This is a genomic window from Pseudomonas sp. DCB_BI, from assembly GCF_026240995.1.
GTDB lineage: Bacteria > Pseudomonadota > Gammaproteobacteria > Pseudomonadales > Pseudomonadaceae > Aquipseudomonas.
Map to the genome: position 1 here is coordinate 234,944 of NZ_JAPFCG010000006.1, position 15,426 is coordinate 250,369.

Genomic DNA, 15,426 nt, shown 5'->3' on the forward strand with positions numbered 1-15,426 from the left:
CTGCAATGCTCAAGATCCTGGTGCGGCTGTACCTGGTGATCATCGTCGCCTACGCCGGTGCGTTGCTGCTCATCCCCGACACCATTGTCGGGATGTTCCATGACCGCTTCATGGCCTACAACCTGGACCAGGCCAAGGGTGTGCAGTCGTTGATCGTGCGCCAGTTCCGCCAGGCGCCACGTGAGCAGTGGCCGGCAGTAGAGCAGGAGCTGGCGGATGATTTCGCGCCGCTGCAATTGCAGCTGCTGCGCATGGACCAGGCCGACTTGAGCGATGAAGAACAGGCGCGCCTGGAGCACGGCCTGTACGCAGTGCGGATCGCCGAATGGGGCTACTACGAGACGATCCTGGCGCCGCTGGACAAGCAATGGCTGGTGCGCCTGCATTCACCCCCCGACCCGCTGGACATCAATGTGCTGTCCTGGGGCGTGACCGTGCTGATCGGTGCGGCCATGCTTGGTTGCCTGCTGCTGTGGGTATGGCCGCACTGGCGTGACCTTGAGCGCCTGAAGGAAACTGCCCGGCGCCTGGGCCAGGGGCAGATGGCCGAGCGTACGCACATTTCGCCACACTCCAACATCGGGGAGCTGGCTGGGGTATTCGACACCATGGCCAGTGACCTGGAGCGCCATGTCAACCAACAGCGCGAGCTGCTCAATGCGGTATCGCACGAACTGCGTACGCCACTGACCCGGCTGGACTTCGGCCTGGTGCTGTTGTTCGACGAAGTGCCGCCGGCCAGCCGCAAGCGCCTGCTGGAGCTGGTCGGGCATGTGCGCGAGCTGGATGAACTGGTGCTGGAGTTGCTGTCCTACAGCCGCCTGTACAACGCTGACCAGGCCCGCGAGCGGGTCGAGGTGTCGTTGCTGGAGTTGGTTGACAGTGTGCTGGGCGGGTTTGCCGAGGAGCTCGATGGCCGGGGTATCCAGTGGGAAGTGCAGGCCGAAAGCGAGTTACCGCGCTTTGTGCTGGACCCACGGCTGACGGCGCGGGCCGTGCAGAACCTGGTGCGCAACGCCATGCGCTATTGCGATGAAAGCCTGCTGCTGCGCTTGCGCCTGGAAGCGGATGGCGCCTGCCTGTTGACGGTCGAGGATGACGGGATCGGCATTCCGGCGCAGGAGCGCGAGCGGATCTTCCAGCCTTTCTATCGCCTGGACCGCAGCCGGGATCGCAATACCGGTGGGTTTGGCCTGGGGCTGGCGATCAGCCGGCGAGCGATCGAGGGGCAGGGCGGTACCTTGACCGTGGCGCAGTCGGCACTCGGTGGAGCACAGTTCAGGATTCGCCTGCCTGCGGGTTGATGCAGTGCCTGTGCCCGCCTGTTCGCAGGCATGCCTCGACAGGGGCTGACATCGGTAGGGTCCCTGTGGCAGCGGGCAGGCACCTGAAGAGAAACACCGCGTAGCTGATCAGCCGAATGCTGGCTTGTCCAAATGCCAGGCTTTTTCTTCTGGGCCAGTTCTTGTAGTTTTACAGGTCGTTTACCCGGGAGCTGAACATGCAAGGCAAGGCACGCAAGATCGTCCAGGCCATTCTTTACGAAGCCATCGCCGTGGCCTGCGTGGCACCTGCGCTGGAGCTGGCGTTCGGTGCAGGCATGGCGCAGTCGGCCGTGCTGTCGGTGCTGATGTCGGGTATCGCCATGAGCTGGAACATGGGCTTCAACTGGGCCTTCGAACGCTGGGAAGCACGCCAGCAACAGCGTGAGCGCACCTTCCTGCGGCGCCTGCTGCACGCCTTGGGCTTTGAGGGCGGGTTGGTGTTGATCCTGCTGCCACTGGTCGCCTACTGGCTGGGCGTGAGCCTGTGGGCGGCGCTGCTGACCAACCTGGCGCTGTTCGTGTTCTTCTTCGTATACGCCTTTGTGTTCCAGTGGGCTTTCGACAAGGTGTTCGATGTGCCGCTCTCGGCGCAGCAAGCCAAGTGTTGACTTGTGACTGCGCGGCAGGCTAAGTTCCCACCCATGAACACTCTCCAGCACGTGAACGCCATTATTATTACCGCCATTATCAGCTTGGCGGGCTAGCGCGTACGTGCACCGAACCCGCCCTGGAGGCGGGTTTTTTCTCTCTGACTCCTGGGCAACGTGAAAATAGCCAAGGAGTCAGAGATGACCAGCTTCAGCGTCCCACGCCCTGCCGTCACCCCCCAGCAACTGCTGTCGGAGCATGTGCGGCGCATTCTTGCCGCCCCGGTGTACGACCTGGCCATCGAAACCCCACTGCAAGCCGCGCCCGCCTTGTCGGCCAGCCTGGGCAACCAGGTGTTGCTAAAGCGCGAAGACCTGCAGCCTACTTTCTCGTTCAAGATTCGCGGTGCCTACACCCGGTTGTCGCGCCTGACCAGCGCGCAGCGTGAGCGCGGGGTAATCACTGCATCGGCAGGCAACCATGCCCAGGGTGTGGCCCTGGCCGCATCGCACCTGGGCCTGAAGGCCACCATCGTCATGCCGACCACCACACCTTCATTGAAGGTGGAAGGGGTGCGATCGCGCGGTGGGCATGTGGTGCTGCACGGTGAAAGCTTCCCCCATGCCTTGGCCCATGCACTGAAGCTGGCCGACAGCGAGGGTGCCACCTTCGTGCCCCCCTTCGATGACCCGGACGTGATCGCCGGGCAGGGTACCGTGGCGATGGAAATCCTTCGTCAGCACCCCGGTGCGCTCGATGCCATCTTCGTGCCGGTGGGTGGTGGCGGCTTGATCGCCGGCATCGCCGCTTATGTGAAGTACCTGCGCCCGGAGGTGAAGGTGATCGGCGTCGAGCCGGAGGACTCCAACTGCCTGCAGGCGGCCATGGCCGCTGGCGAACGGGTGATCCTGGCGCAGGTCGGCACGTTTGCCGATGGCGTGGCAGTGGCGCAGATTGGTGCCCATTGTTTTGAGCTGTGCCGGCACTTCGTCGACGAAGTGGTGACGGTGAGCAGTGACGAGCTGTGTGCGGCAATCAAGGACATCTACGATGACACCCGCTCGATCACCGAGCCGTCCGGGGCCCTTGCCGTGGCCGGCATCAAGAAGTACGTGGCACGCGACGGGTTGCAGGGGCGAACACTGGTGGCCATCGATTCCGGGGCCAACGTCAACTTCGACCGTTTGCGCCATGTCGCCGAGCGTGCCGAACTGGGCGAGCAGCGCGAGGCGATCATCGCCGTGACCATCCCGGAACAGCCGGGTAGCTTCCGCGCGTTCTGCCAGGCACTGGGCAAGCGGCAGATCACCGAGTTCAATTACCGCTATTACCCTGGCAAGGAGGCGCGCCTGTTCGTAGGCGTGCAGACCCACCCGGTGCACGACCCGCGTGAGCGGTTGCTGGCCAGTTTGCGCGAGCAGGGGTACAGCGTACTGGACCTGACCGACAACGAGCTGGCCAAGCTGCACGTGCGCCATACCGTGGGCGGCCATGCCGCGCCGGGGGCCAATGAACGGGTACTGCGCTTCGAGTTCCCGGAACGACCGGGTGCGTTGCTGGGCTTCCTCGAACGGCTGGGCAAGCGCTGGAACATCAGCCTGTTCCATTACCGCAATCATGGCGCGGCGGAGGCGCGGGTATTCGCGGCATTGGAGGTGCCGGAAGATGAGTTGCAACGCATGCCATTGGCACTGGACGAGATGGGCTATCGCTACTGGGATGAAACCGACAACCCGGCGTACAAGTTGTTTCTCGGCTGACAGCCGTCCCCGCAGCGCACCGCGTCAATCCTGGTCGATAGCCTCCGCGATGCGCGGGTGCGCCTGCCCGGAACGATGGTCTGGGCAGTGCGCACCGGGGGCGTACTCAGCGGGCCAGCGCGTTAATCAACTGTTCATTGAAGGCCGGGATATCGTCCGGCTTGCGGCTGGTGATCAGGTTACCGTCTACCACCACTTGTTCATCCACCCAGGTGCCGCCAGCGTTGCGAATGTCGTCCTGCAGGGTCTGATAACTGGTCATCCGCTTGCCTTGGGCCAGGCCTGCCGACACCAGCAGCCAGGCGCCGTGGCAGATCACCGCCAGGGGCTTGCCGGCTGCGTCGTGGCTCTTCACCAGTTTCTGCGCGCCCGGTATCAGGCGAATGGTGTCGGAATTCTGTACCCCGCCAGGGAGTACGATGGCGTCGTAGAGATCCAGTTGGGCGTTGTCGAAGGTGGCGTCCACTGCAAACTCATCAGCAGGCTTGTCGTGATTCCAGCCGCGAACCTTACCTTCCTTGTCACCCAGTATGTCGACCACTGCGCCGTGCTTTTCCAGGGCTTCACGCGGGCCGGTCAACTCGACCTGTTCAAAACCATCGGTGACCAGAAATGCCACGCGCTTGCCATCCAGTTTCGCATTCATCGTTGAGTCTCCGTTTTCGATAGGCCTGAGAAGGAAGGCTCTTGACCCAACGTGAAGTTCCAACGCGCTGCATCAGCGGTCGGTACGTTGTGGCACCTGATACACACCCGATAGCGGTGCGGGCGTATGAAGGCAGCGCAGCGCCTTGCGACTCGCTACCGCCAATGCAGCCCGGTTGAACACTGCGCGCCCACCGTGCTCTCACCCATAATGGTTTAGCGAGGGTGGCCCGATGAGTATCGAACGCAGCATTCCTGAACTGGAAGCCTGGTACGCGCAGTACGACGACATCAGTTACCGGCGCGAGTCGCCGGATGCCTACCATCATGCGCTGGTGCGCACCGCCGAAGCCCTGCGCGACGATGGCGCCATCGATTGGGACGACTGGCTAGCGCTCAAGCAACTGGCCGATCAGGCCCATGTGCGGGCACTGGAGGACGCTGTGCAGGCTCACGTGAACGACCCTGACGCATGAAAACGCTAAAGATCGCCACCTTCAACATCAACGGTATCCGCAGTCGTTTGCCCGCGTTGCTGGCCTGGTTGCAGCGGGAGCAGCCCGATGTCGCCTGCCTGCAAGAGCTGAAAGCGGCAGACCAGCAGTTTCCGCGTCAGGACATCGAGGCGGCAGGGTATGGCTGCATCTACATGGGGCAGCCAGCGTGGAACGGCGTGGCCATTCTGGCGCGGGGCAGCGAGCCGCTGGAGGTCCGGCGTGGTCTGCCGGGTATGCAGGACGATACCCACAGCCGGTACCTCGAGGCCGCAGCGCACGGGGTCCTGGTGGGGTGCCTGTATCTGCCCAACGGTAATCCGCAGCCTGGTCCGAAATTCGATTACAAGCTGCGCTGGTTCGAGTGCCTGATAAAACATGCGCAAGCACTCTATGACAGCGGCCACCCTACGGTGCTGGCGGGTGACTTCAATGTCGTACCCACGGACCTGGACATCTATGACCCGCGTTCCTGGCTGAAGGATGCGCTGCTGCAGCCGCAGTCGCGTGCGTGTTTCGAGCAGTTGTTGGCCCAAGGCTGGACCGATGCCATTCGGGACCTGTACCCGGAAGAGCGCATCTACACCTTCTGGGATTATTTCCGCAATCACTGGGCACGCAACGCCGGTTTGCGCATCGATCACCTGCTGCTCAACCGCGAACTGGCCCCCTACCTGAAACGTGCTGGCGTGGATGCCTGGGTGCGCAATGAGGCCAAGGCCAGTGATCATGCTCCGGTGTGGGTTGAGCTGGGCGGGCGGCGGCACCGCAGTTAGCGCGTGTCGTACTGCCAACGCGGATAGATACCGCCGGGCAGGGTACGCCTGCCCCGGCGGCCTCAATCTTGTCATTTTTTGCCGGGCAGCACCGAGCTCAGGACTTGTTTGGCCGTTTGCACGATGACCCCTGCCTGGTCCGGATCGCCCTTGAGCAAGCTGCTGGCGAACTTTTTCGCCTGTTCCAGCTTGATGTGTGGGGGCAGGGGCGCCACGTTCGGGTCAGTCTTGAATTCGATCAACACCGGCCGGTCAGCCGCCAACGCCCGCTCCCAAGCGCCGGCGATTTCTTCTTCCCGTTCCACGTAGATGCCCTCCAGGCCAATGGAGATGGCGAAGAGGTGGTAGGGCACATCGGGGATCGACTGCGAGGCCTCGAACTTAGGGTCGCCTTCCATGACCCGCTGTTCCCAGGTTACCTGGTTGAGGTCTTCATTGTTGAAGACGGCGCAGATCCACTGCGGGTTGTCCCATTGATGCCAGTACTTGGCCACGGTGATCAGCTCGGCCAGGTTGCTCATTTGCATTGCGCCGTCCCCCACCAACGCCACCACGCTGCGTTGGGGGTGGGCAAACTTGGCGGAGATCGCATAGGGCACCGCCGCGCCCATGCTGGCCAGCCCGCCGGAAAGCGAACATTGCATGCCCTGGCGAACCTGCAGATCACGGGCAAACCAGTTGGCGCAGGAGCCCGAGTCGCTGGTGATGATCGCATGGTCGGGCAGGCGAGCGGAAAGCTCGTAGACCACGCGCTGCGGGTTGATCGGATCGGCCTTTGCCAATGCTCGCTTCCCCAGCGTCTTGTCCCAGCTCGCGCGCCAGCGTTCGATCTTGTCCCGCCAGCGCCGTTCGCGCTTGTGTTCGAGTAACGGCAGCAAGGCCTGCAGCGTCTCGCTGGCATCGCCCACCAGGTTCACCTCCATCGGATAGCGCAGGCTGAGCATGTCCGGCTGCAGGTCTATCTGCACCCCGCGGGCCTGGCCCTCCTTGGGCATGAACTCGGCATAGGGGAAGCCGGAGCCGATCATCAACAAGGTGTCGCACTCGTTCATCAGCTGCGCACTTGGCTCGGTACCGAGTAGCCCTATGGCGCCAGTGACCCAGGGCAGGTCATCGGGCAAGACTGCTTTGCCCAGCAGCGCCTTGGCAACGCCTGCACCAAGCATCTCGGCCACCGCCATCACCTGCTCGGAGGCTTGCAGGGCGCCGGCTCCCACCAGGATTGCAACCTTGCGCCCAGCGTTCAGCACCTCGGCGGCACGCTGCAGGTCCGCTTCGAAGGGCACCACCTTGGGCTTGCTGTAACCTACGCCAGAATGCACGGTGCCGTGGGCCCTCGCGGGCTCGTGGTAGGGCAGGTCCTGCAGGTCGTTGGGCAGGATAATGGCGGTGACCCGCCGTTCGCCGACGGCAGTACGCACTGCTCGGTCGAGCAGATGGCGCACCTGTTCCGGAGCGGACGCTTGCTGCACGAAAGCCCCGGCAACGTCCTTGAACATCGACAGCAGGTCCAGCTCCTGCTGATAGTGCCCCCCCAGCGCAGCCCGCGCCTGCTGGCCGACGATGGCCAGCACCGGTTGGTGGTCCATGCGTGCGTCGTACAGGCCCGTCAACAGGTGCGAGGCACCCGGGCCAGAGGTGGCGATGCAGACCCCCAGTTCGCCTGTGAACTTGGCATGCGCACTGGCCATGAATGCAGCCATTTCCTCATGGCGTGCCTGCACGAACTGGATCTTGCCCTTGGCCCGGCTCAGCGCGCCAAACACCCCGTTGATACCATCGCCAGGGTAGCCGAATATTCGCCGGACACCCCATTGGTACAAGCGCTCGATCAGAAAGTCACCTACCGTGCTGCTCATCATGCTCTCCCGTGCCGTATCGATAGGGGTCTGGACTGGGTAGGCGCCAGGAAAGTTTCAAGCATGTTCGCGCAGGTTTTCCGAGTGGAACCATTCAATCGGGAGTGGGTTCGCAACAGAACCGACCACTTGCCGAGGAAGCGGACCATGAAGGCCATCGACACTGCCCCTGCCACCGTGCGGACCTTGCACTTCGAGGATGACGGCGCTACACCGAACAACCGTTTTCCGGTTCTGCTGTACCACGTGCATATTGAACCGACGCAGGATGTTGCCAGCGGGTTCGAAGCGCTGTTCGCGGCGCACCGCTGGACGCCGGTCTGGCGCGCCGGCATCTACGATTTCCATCACTTTCACCCCAATGCCCACGAAGCATTGGGTGTCGTCTGTGGGTGGGCCCAGGTGATGCTTGGTGGGGAAGCTGGGCAGACCCTGGACGTGAGCCCGGGCGATGTGCTGGTGCTGCCGGCCGGCACAGGCCATCGATGTATTGAGAGCAGTGATGATTTTCTAGTGGTGGGTGCCTATCCACAGGGCCAGGAAAATTACGACACTCAACGGCCCGATGCTGCACAGCATCAGCAGGCATTAGCCCGAATCGCCAGGGTGCCAGGCCCAGAACAGGACCCGGTCTGCGGCAGTCATGGGGCCTTGATGAAGTCTTGGCGCTGAGGCGGCGGGGCGAGGCTCGTCAGCCCCCCCACGCCCTGGACAGCGATACGCTCATCAGCTGCCAGCGCCGCTGCCGCCCCCTGCGCTACCGCCTGAGCCACCCGTGCCAGTCTCCGCTCCCGTGCCTCCGCTACCCGAGCCATTGGTGGTGCCATCACCACCTGTGTTGTCAGTGCCATTGCTGTTCGTACCGCCAGATCCAGTACCCATGCCATCCCCTGGGGTACCGGAACCGGTGGCGCCGCCGTTGCCATTCATCTGCCCGCTGTCGTGCGGCTGCATAGTGGGGGCGCGCTGGTCGTTCATGTCGGTGGCGGCCAGCACCAGCGGCGCGGTCGCACCCAGGCACAGCACCAACATGAGGGAATGGGGCTTGATGCTTTTCATGGTGAATCTCCTTTCCGGTTGATCTCCTCTTCTTGGGCCGGCGCAACTCGCCATCCGTGCGCTGGCACCGACGGGTGGAGCGAACATTGCACGCCCCTCATTTTCGAGGGCCGGTAGCCGCGGCCCCTTGTTATATCGCCTGCGTGCCTGGCGTACTACGCGATGCCCGGGCAGATTTATGGAACCTCTCGCACGCTCGGCTTGCCCATTCCCATGACTCAAGCGATCAATCATCCTGATGAAAAGGAGCATTTGCATGCCCACCGCAGCAGGCAAGATTCGTTATGGCGTAGTGGCCGGAGGTTCGATCTCCCAAGGCGCCTTCATGCCCGGCATCGGTCAGACCGATAATTCGGTGATCACCGCACTGGTGACCGGCGATGCGCAGAAGGCCACCCGCCTGGCCGCTCAATACGGGCTCAAAGCCTATGACTACGCGGACTATCCGACACTGCTCAGCTCAGGTGAGGTCGATGCGGTATATGTCGCCACGCCTAATTTCCGCCACCGTGAGTTTGTAATACCGGCGCTGGAGGCTGGGATCCATGTGCTGCTGGAGAAGCCAATGGGCACCAGCGAGGCCGACTGCCAAGCGATGATCGAGGCTGCGCAACGTTCCGGAGCCAAGCTGATGATCGCCTACCGGTTGCACTGCGAACCAGGCACGCTGGACATGATCGAGCGGGTGCATGCCGGCAACTTTGGTGAGCCGCGGTTGTTCACCTCGACGTTCACCCAACGGGTGAAGACCAGCAATCACCGCGCGCAAAGCGGTTTTGCGTCCGGCCCGGTTGCGGACATGGGCCCGTACCCGCTGAATATGGTCCGCCAGCTTTTCAATGCCGAGCCTATCGAGGTCACTGCCGTCGGCGTACATTCGCCAGGTAGCACCCTCGACACCTGGGACACGGTCACCGTCAGCCTACGGTTTGCTGACGAGCGCCTGGCGCAGTTCACCGTGAGTTATACCTTGCCGGACACCGAGCGGTTCCAACTGCTGGGCACCCAAGGGGAAATCGAAGCGTCGCCATGCTTCGGTTACGGGGAGGGGGTCGCCATCAGCTACAGGGCCACGATCGATGGCGAAACCCGAATTCATGTGAACCCGGTAGTTGATCAGTTTGCTGGAGAAACTGCTTATTTTTCCGACTGCATTCTACGCAATGAGGCGCCTGAGCCTGACGGCGACGAAGGTTGGCGCGACGTGCGGGTGATAGCGGCGATTCAGCGAGCCTTGGAAACCGGCCACCCCCAGCGCCTGGACCCGCTGGCGGCGCGGCCGTTTGCCCGACGGCGCGAGCAGCGCCGTGCGTTCGCGCTGGCCGAGGTACCTCCGATGATCAACACTGAAGCACCTACCGAATAGATCAGGGCCTGCGCGCCCCTGGGCGCGCAGGTGACGCTCATGCCGCCCGCTGCTCACCCTTGAGTAGTTTCTTCTGCGCTTCCATGGCATGCCCCATCTCTTCAAGTGCCTGCTTGCCCAGCAACTTGCGGGCCGTCGGGAACAGCTCGTTTTCTTCCTCCTCGATATGATGCTCCAGCAGTTCCTTCATTACCTTGACCCGACCGGCGAATTCCACGGTCCCGGTTTCGGTATGCAGCAAGTCGGGAATGACCAGCGAGTCGACGGTACGGTGTTCTTCCTTGGCTTCGTAGTACATCTTTGCTTCTTCCTTACCGCCGGCCTGCTTGACCGCCGGGTACAGGATTTCTTCTTCCAGAGCCGTGTGAATGCTCACTTCCTGCTTGATACGCGCAAGCAGTTCGGCGCGCTTCTTGACTGCGCGCTCGGTGGTTGAGGACAGTTCCTCGAGCAATTTTTTCACCAGTTGGTGATCCTGGATCAGCAGTTCGATTGCGTTCATGCGACACCTCTCAGTGGGCTGGGAAAAGTCACGGTTGCGAACAGTTGAGCTGGCTGGAACTGGCAAGGTTCAATGCGGTTGATCAGCGCGGGCAAGGCTGCTCCTGCACGTTGCAGGTTAGCGGGAGGGAAACTAAGCGAAACGAAAATGAGTCGATATGCCTGCAACCGTCTGGGTTTCAACCGCTGCTGACATGGGTGAGCAACTTGCCCGTGGTGGCTGTCCAGATGGGACGGATATCAACCATGACCAAGGAGTTCCCCGTGAGCAGCACGAAGGCGCGCGTCAGCAACCAGGCATCAGGGGACATCTCACAGCTGCCGCACGACATGTTCTTCGCAGCTGTCGAAACCACGCGGATGCCAATGATCGTCACCGACCCGAATCGTGACGACAACCCCATCATTTTCGCCAATCGGGCTTTTCTGGAAATGACCGGTTATGCCTTGGCGGAAATCATCGGGCGTAATTGTCGGTTCCTGCAAGGCCCCGAGACCGACCGTTCGGTCATCGACGCCCTGCGCGATTCCATCAACGAGCGCGTGGACATCGCCACTGAAATCCTCAACTACCGCAAGGATGGCTCGAGTTTCTGGAATGCACTGTTTATTTCCCCGATCTTCAACGAGCGCGGCGAACTGATCTACTACTTTGCCTCGCAGTTGGACGTCAGCCGCCGCCGGGACGCCGAAGACGCCTTGCGCCAGGCGCAGAAAATGGAAGCGTTGGGGCAACTGACAGGTGGCATAGCCCACGATTTCAACAACCTGCTGCAGGTAATGGGTGGGTACCTGGGGTTGATTGCCAGCGAGGCAGACAAGACCCAGGTGGATCTCAACCGGATCCGGCGCAGCGTCGGCCATGCCCAGTCGGCAGTGGAACGCGCCAGCACCTTGACCAAGCAGCTGCTGGCGTTTGCCCGCAAGCAAAAATTGCATGGGCGCGTGCTCAACCTGAATCATCTGGTCGAGGATATGCGACCCATGATGGAGCGTACCTTCGGCAGCGATGTGTGGGTGGAATTCGACTTCGAAGCCAACCTGCGCAATTGCCGGATCGACGCGACGCAGGCGGAGGTGGCGCTGCTCAACATCTTCATGAATGCGCGGGATGCACTCATAGGGCGCAAGCGCCCGCACGTGTTCATTGAAACCCGCAACGTGATGGTCACCGACATCAACCTTTCCTTTGATGGCCTGTTGCCGGGCAGCTATGTGAGCCTGTCGGTCACCGACAATGGCATCGGCATGCCGGCCAGCATCCGTGATCGGGTGATGGACCCATTCTTCACTACCAAGGAAGAAGGCAAAGGCTCAGGGTTGGGCCTGTCGATGGTGTACGGCTTTGCCAAGCAGTCCGGTGGGGCTGCCCGCATCTACACCGAAGAGGGTGAGGGCACGACGTTGCGCCTGTACTTTCCGGTAGACGAGGCCAATATTGTTCAGCAGCAGCCGGTAAAGGTGGTTGAACGGAGTGGGGGCACCGAGCGCATCCTGATTGTCGAAGACCGTCCAGATGTGGCAGAGCTGGCAAAGATGGTGCTTGAAGATTACGGCTACGCCGCCGATATGGTGCTCAATGCGCGTGAAGCGTTAAAGCTGGTGCAGGCCGGGGAACGCTACGACCTGTTGTTTACCGACCTGATCATGCCCGGCGGGATGAATGGTGTGATGCTGGCCCGTGAGGTGCGCCGCCTGCAACCGCAGATAAAGGTTCTGCTGACGACTGGCTATGCCGAAAACTCGATCGAACGTACCGACATTGGCGGCTCGGAGTTCGAAGTCATTTCCAAGCCCTGCCAACCCCACGACCTCGCGCGCCGGGTCAGACAGGTGCTGGATGGGCCGACCGGGGTGGGCTGAGGTGCTGAAGCCGTGCGCGCCAGGCAATTGAATTGTTTTCCGCTCCCGGTGGTCGAATGCATTGCACTCGTGTCTCAGTCTGTGTACACATTCGTCTACAGCCTGGTCCTTGGGCCGCAGCCCCCGTCATGTGGGGCTTGACGGAGGCGCTCAGCCGTCATTGCCAGTATTATGAAGCTTTCCTTGAGGTGAATCATGGATAAAGACGGGGTTGCTGCACAGCCGGCACTGAATGCCGGTTCTGAAATGCTCCCTGTCGCAGATGATTCCTCGGAAAAACTGCGGCTTGTGCTGGAAGCCGCTGCTGTCGTGGGCACCTGGGTCTGGGATATTCCCAACGATCGGGTGACAGCAGACGAACGCTTCTCCCGCTCGTTCGGGATACCTGCCCAGATGTGTGAGGCGGGCATTCCGATAGCCGAAGCTTTTACCGCAATCTACCCGGAAGACCGTGAGCGTGTTCACCGCGATATCCAGGAAGCGATGGCACGAGGCGGTGCGTTTCGCTGTGAGTACCGGGTGCGCAACACGGACGGTATCTACCACTGGATCGAAGCCAACGGGCATGCTGAACTGGATGAAGCCGGGCAAGCCATTCGCTTTCCGGGCGTGCTCATGGACATCGAATCGCGCAGGGCTGCCGAGGCAGAGCGGGATCGAGTGTCGGCGCTGTTGCGCACGTTCACTGCTGCCGTGCCAGGTGTGGTCTACGCAAAGGACCTCGAAGGCAGGATGCTCATTGCCAACCATGGGGCGACCCAGCTGATTGGCAAACCCCCTGAATTTTATCTGGGCAAGACCGATCTCGAGTTTCTCGAAGACAAAGCCCAGGCACGCCAGGTGATGGAGACAGACCGGCAGGTAATGCGTGGCGGCAAGGCGGTGCAGATCGAGGAGCGGGTCGACATGCCCGATGGCTCGGAGACCACTTGGTTATCGGTCAAAGCCCCGCTCGTCGATGAGGTCGGGCAGGTCATAGGGCTGATCGGTTCCTCCATTGACGTGTCTGCCCGAAAACGAGCCGAGGCGGCGCTCCTGAATCTGAACCGCACGCTGGAGGACCGGATCAGTGAGGCGGTGGCCCAGCGTGAGGCGGCACAGGAGGCGCTGCGTCATGCGCAAAAAATGGAGGCCATAGGCCAGCTCACAGGGGGCATTGCCCACGACTTCAACAATCTGCTGGCCGGAATCATCGGCAGCCTGGACCTGGCCCGCTTGCGCGGCAAGCAAGGGCGCGCTGAGGATGTCGAACGTTACATCGCGGTTGCGCACCATGCGGCGCAAAAGGCGGCCGCGCTGACGCATCGGTTGTTGGCATTCTCTCGCCGTCAGCCGTTGCAGCCAGTCTGCATGGATGTGAATGGGTTGATTGGAGGGCTCCAGGACCTTGTCTGCCGCACCGTCGGCCCGTCGATTTCCCTGACGGTCGACTTGAATGCGCCAATGGCCACCTGTCTGGTAGACCCGGTCCAGGTCGAAAATTCGCTGTTGAACCTCTGTATCAACGCGCGCGATGCCATTGGTAAAAGGGCCGGCAAGATTTCGATTGTGACCGCCAACCATACCCTCGTGGCAGGCCCGGAGCTGGATACCGAGCTCCAGCCCGGTAATTACCTGACCATCAGCGTGACTGACAATGGCGTGGGCATGTCTGCCGAAACGCTGTCGAAAGCGTGCGAGCCGTTCTTCACCACCAAATCCATCGGCGAAGGCACGGGGTTGGGGCTGTCGATGGTTTATGGTTTTGCCAAACAGTCCGGGGGGCAAGTCAGGATCTTTTCACGGGAGGGTGAGGGGACGCGCGTCGAGCTTTCGCTACCCGCTGCCATGGGCCAAGCCGAGCCCGCCGGTCGCGCAGTGCATCACTCTGATTTCTCCAGCAGCTGGCCAGACCGCACCGTGTTGATTGTCGATGACGAGCCGTCCGTGCGCTTGTTTGTCAGTGATGTGCTCAGCGGTCTGGGGTGCACGGTCATCGAGGCGGCTGACAGCCAGGCTGGCCTGCAGGTACTGGTTTCAGACACACGCATCGATTTGCTGGTGACCGACATTGGCTTGCCCGGCGACATCGATGGCCGTGAGATGGCAGCCGCCGGGCGCAAGGCTCGCCAAGGCTTGCCCGTGATCTTCATGACCGGTTATTCGCGCCCTTCGGTGTTCGAGGATGGCCTCCTGCGGGATGGGTCGGCAGTGCTGACCAAGCCGTTTGCTGTCGAGGAGCTGGTTGCCAATGTTCACGCGATGTTGGAACCGCGCCCAGCGTGTTCATGAGCGCAGCCAGCATAGGGTTCGGTGGACCCAGTGGCGGCACCACGAGCGGTTCAGTTGTGTGCCATCCTTGCGCGGCGCCACGGTGCCGTGGCTAACTTCAGTCTGTCGAGCATGGCGCGTTCAAGGTTTGCTTGCGATCACTGTCCGGGTCGCCCTGCTGGAGCGCTATCAATGCGGGCATGTCGAGTATTTCCACCAGCCTGCCGCGCAGGTCGACGATACCTTGCGCACGCAAGCGGGCGACCGACCGGCATACGGTTTCCAGGCGCAGGCCCAGGTACGATGCGATATCCTCGCGTGACATGCGCAACATGAAGCCATGGGCGGAGTAGCCGCGGGTGACGAAGCGCCCGGACAGCCCGATCATGAAACTGGCCAGGCGCTGCTCGGCGGTAAGGTTGCACAGCATCAGCACACGCTCGTGCTCCCGCACGATCTCCCGGCTCATCAAGCGGTTCAGGCTTTGCTGCAATACCGGAAAGTCGCGCGCCAGTGCTTGCAGGCGACGGTACGGGACTGGGCACACTTCGCTGTCTTCCAGGGCAATGGCGTCGCAGACGTGGCGGTCGGTGGCGATGGCGTCCAGGCCGAGCACGTCACCCGGCATCCAGAAGTTGATCACTACGCCCTGGCCTTCGGCACTGTTCATGCTGGTCTTGAAACTGCCACAGTGCACCGCGTAAAGCGTGGTCAAGGGGTCATTGGCGTTGAACAGCGCTGCGCCTTTGCGGATGCGCAGGCGTGGCCCGATCAGCGCGCCCAGGCAACTGTTGTCATGCAGGGGTAGACCGGTGGGCAGGCACAGGCCGCTGACCCGACAATCGCGACACAACGTGACCAGCGGTCTCAGGTGAATCGGCGGGGACGTGCGCGACGTAGCTGGCTGCTCGAGCAGCGTGACTTTCAGTTGGCCAGACAT

General features: G+C 61.9%; 14 protein-coding genes. 9 read left to right on the forward strand and 5 right to left on the reverse strand.

What is annotated here, in order from left to right; all coding sequences use genetic code 11:
* The first annotated feature begins 5 nt into the window (after positions 1-5).
* The 3 genes from OO258_RS09175 to ilvA all read left to right on the forward strand — a co-directional run bounded on the left by OO258_RS09175 (position 6) and on the right by ilvA (position 3,673).
* The gene (locus OO258_RS09175; RefSeq protein WP_266029923.1) at positions 6-1,304 is read left to right on the forward strand and encodes an ATP-binding protein; all 1,299 of its coding nucleotides are present in this window, start codon (positions 6-8) and stop codon (positions 1,302-1,304) included.
* 197 nt (positions 1,305-1,501) lie between these two features.
* Entirely contained in the window at positions 1,502-1,933 is a 432-nt protein-coding gene (locus OO258_RS09180) for a PACE efflux transporter (protein ID WP_110744394.1), read from the forward strand.
* A 180-nt stretch (positions 1,934-2,113) separates the two neighbouring features.
* Entirely contained in the window at positions 2,114-3,673 is a 1,560-nt protein-coding gene (ilvA, locus tag OO258_RS09185) for a threonine ammonia-lyase, biosynthetic (protein ID WP_266029925.1), read from the forward strand.
* Positions 3,674-3,779: 106 nt separating this feature from the next.
* Here ilvA and OO258_RS09190 read toward each other — a convergent pair whose 3' ends face one another.
* Positions 3,780-4,319 carry a type 1 glutamine amidotransferase domain-containing protein gene (locus tag OO258_RS09190; protein ID WP_266029927.1) on the reverse strand — a complete coding sequence of 180 codons (540 nt, stop codon included), beginning with the start codon at positions 4,317-4,319 and terminating at the stop codon, positions 3,780-3,782.
* 232 nt (positions 4,320-4,551) lie between these two features.
* Here OO258_RS09190 and OO258_RS09195 point away from each other — a divergent pair, with 232 nt between their 5' ends.
* Together OO258_RS09195 and xth are read left to right on the forward strand one after the other, a co-directional pair.
* A complete protein-coding gene (locus tag OO258_RS09195) occupies positions 4,552-4,794 on the forward strand; it encodes a hypothetical protein (RefSeq protein ID WP_110744391.1) in 243 nt (80 codons plus the stop codon).
* On the forward strand, positions 4,791-5,588 hold the full coding sequence (gene xth, locus OO258_RS09200) for an exodeoxyribonuclease III (protein WP_266029929.1): 798 nt from the start codon (positions 4,791-4,793) through the stop codon (positions 5,586-5,588). The genes OO258_RS09195 and xth overlap by 4 nt, the downstream gene beginning before the upstream one ends.
* Before the next feature lie 71 nt (positions 5,589-5,659).
* On the opposite strand, the gene OO258_RS09205 is transcribed toward xth, so the two are convergent.
* Positions 5,660-7,447: a thiamine pyrophosphate-requiring protein gene (locus OO258_RS09205; RefSeq protein WP_266029930.1), complete on the reverse strand. Its 1,788-nt coding sequence runs from the start codon at positions 7,445-7,447 to the stop codon at positions 5,660-5,662.
* 147 nt (positions 7,448-7,594) lie between these two features.
* Between OO258_RS09205 and OO258_RS09210 the strand changes: the two genes are divergently transcribed.
* The gene (locus tag OO258_RS09210) at positions 7,595-8,119 is read left to right on the forward strand and encodes a cupin domain-containing protein (protein ID WP_266029932.1); all 525 of its coding nucleotides are present in this window, start codon (positions 7,595-7,597) and stop codon (positions 8,117-8,119) included.
* Positions 8,120-8,173: 54 nt separating this feature from the next.
* On the opposite strand, the gene OO258_RS09215 is transcribed toward OO258_RS09210, so the two are convergent.
* Complete coding sequence (locus OO258_RS09215) at positions 8,174-8,506, reverse strand: hypothetical protein (protein ID WP_266029934.1); 333 nt, start codon at positions 8,504-8,506, stop codon at positions 8,174-8,176.
* A 256-nt stretch (positions 8,507-8,762) separates the two neighbouring features.
* Between OO258_RS09215 and OO258_RS09220 the strand changes: the two genes are divergently transcribed.
* Complete coding sequence (locus OO258_RS09220) at positions 8,763-9,872, forward strand: Gfo/Idh/MocA family protein (RefSeq protein WP_266029936.1); 1,110 nt, start codon at positions 8,763-8,765, stop codon at positions 9,870-9,872.
* 37 nt (positions 9,873-9,909) lie between these two features.
* Here the strand turns inward: OO258_RS09220 and OO258_RS09225 are convergent, their stop codons facing one another.
* Complete coding sequence (locus tag OO258_RS09225) at positions 9,910-10,374, reverse strand: hemerythrin domain-containing protein (RefSeq protein ID WP_266029938.1); 465 nt, start codon at positions 10,372-10,374, stop codon at positions 9,910-9,912.
* Positions 10,375-10,619: 245 nt separating this feature from the next.
* Here OO258_RS09225 and OO258_RS09230 point away from each other — a divergent pair, with 245 nt between their 5' ends.
* Together OO258_RS09230 and OO258_RS09235 are read left to right on the forward strand one after the other, a co-directional pair.
* Complete coding sequence (locus OO258_RS09230; RefSeq protein ID WP_266029940.1) at positions 10,620-12,236, forward strand: histidine kinase famiy protein; 1,617 nt, start codon at positions 10,620-10,622, stop codon at positions 12,234-12,236.
* Positions 12,237-12,431: 195 nt separating this feature from the next.
* A complete protein-coding gene (locus OO258_RS09235; protein ID WP_416309201.1) occupies positions 12,432-14,507 on the forward strand; it encodes a PAS domain-containing protein in 2,076 nt (691 codons plus the stop codon).
* A gap of 97 nt (positions 14,508-14,604) precedes the next feature.
* Here the strand turns inward: OO258_RS09235 and OO258_RS09240 are convergent, their stop codons facing one another.
* Positions 14,605-15,426 carry a helix-turn-helix domain-containing protein gene (locus OO258_RS09240; protein ID WP_266029942.1) on the reverse strand — a complete coding sequence of 274 codons (822 nt, stop codon included), beginning with the start codon at positions 15,424-15,426 and terminating at the stop codon, positions 14,605-14,607.

Bases quoted from the DNA above. Each gene is read 5' to 3' on its own strand.
- OO258_RS09175 (WP_266029923.1), top strand. From the start codon at position 6: ATGCTCAAGATCCTGGTGCGGCTGTACCTGGTGATCATCGTCGCCTAC.
- OO258_RS09180 (WP_110744394.1), top strand. From the start codon at position 1,502: ATGCAAGGCAAGGCACGCAAGATCGTCCAGGCCATTCTTTACGAAGCC.
- ilvA (WP_266029925.1), top strand. From the start codon at position 2,114: ATGACCAGCTTCAGCGTCCCACGCCCTGCCGTCACCCCCCAGCAACTG.
- OO258_RS09190 (WP_266029927.1), bottom strand. From the start codon at position 4,319: ATGAATGCGAAACTGGATGGCAAGCGCGTGGCATTTCTGGTCACCGAT.
- OO258_RS09195 (WP_110744391.1), top strand. From the start codon at position 4,552: ATGAGTATCGAACGCAGCATTCCTGAACTGGAAGCCTGGTACGCGCAG.
- xth (WP_266029929.1), top strand. From the start codon at position 4,791: ATGAAAACGCTAAAGATCGCCACCTTCAACATCAACGGTATCCGCAGT.
- OO258_RS09205 (WP_266029930.1), bottom strand. From the start codon at position 7,447: ATGAGCAGCACGGTAGGTGACTTTCTGATCGAGCGCTTGTACCAATGG.
- OO258_RS09210 (WP_266029932.1), top strand. From the start codon at position 7,595: ATGAAGGCCATCGACACTGCCCCTGCCACCGTGCGGACCTTGCACTTC.
- OO258_RS09215 (WP_266029934.1), bottom strand. From the start codon at position 8,506: ATGAAAAGCATCAAGCCCCATTCCCTCATGTTGGTGCTGTGCCTGGGT.
- OO258_RS09220 (WP_266029936.1), top strand. From the start codon at position 8,763: ATGCCCACCGCAGCAGGCAAGATTCGTTATGGCGTAGTGGCCGGAGGT.
- OO258_RS09225 (WP_266029938.1), bottom strand. From the start codon at position 10,374: ATGAACGCAATCGAACTGCTGATCCAGGATCACCAACTGGTGAAAAAA.
- OO258_RS09230 (WP_266029940.1), top strand. From the start codon at position 10,620: ATGACCAAGGAGTTCCCCGTGAGCAGCACGAAGGCGCGCGTCAGCAAC.
- OO258_RS09235 (WP_416309201.1), top strand. From the start codon at position 12,432: ATGGATAAAGACGGGGTTGCTGCACAGCCGGCACTGAATGCCGGTTCT.
- OO258_RS09240 (WP_266029942.1), bottom strand. From the start codon at position 15,426: ATGTCTGGCCAACTGAAAGTCACGCTGCTCGAGCAGCCAGCTACGTCG.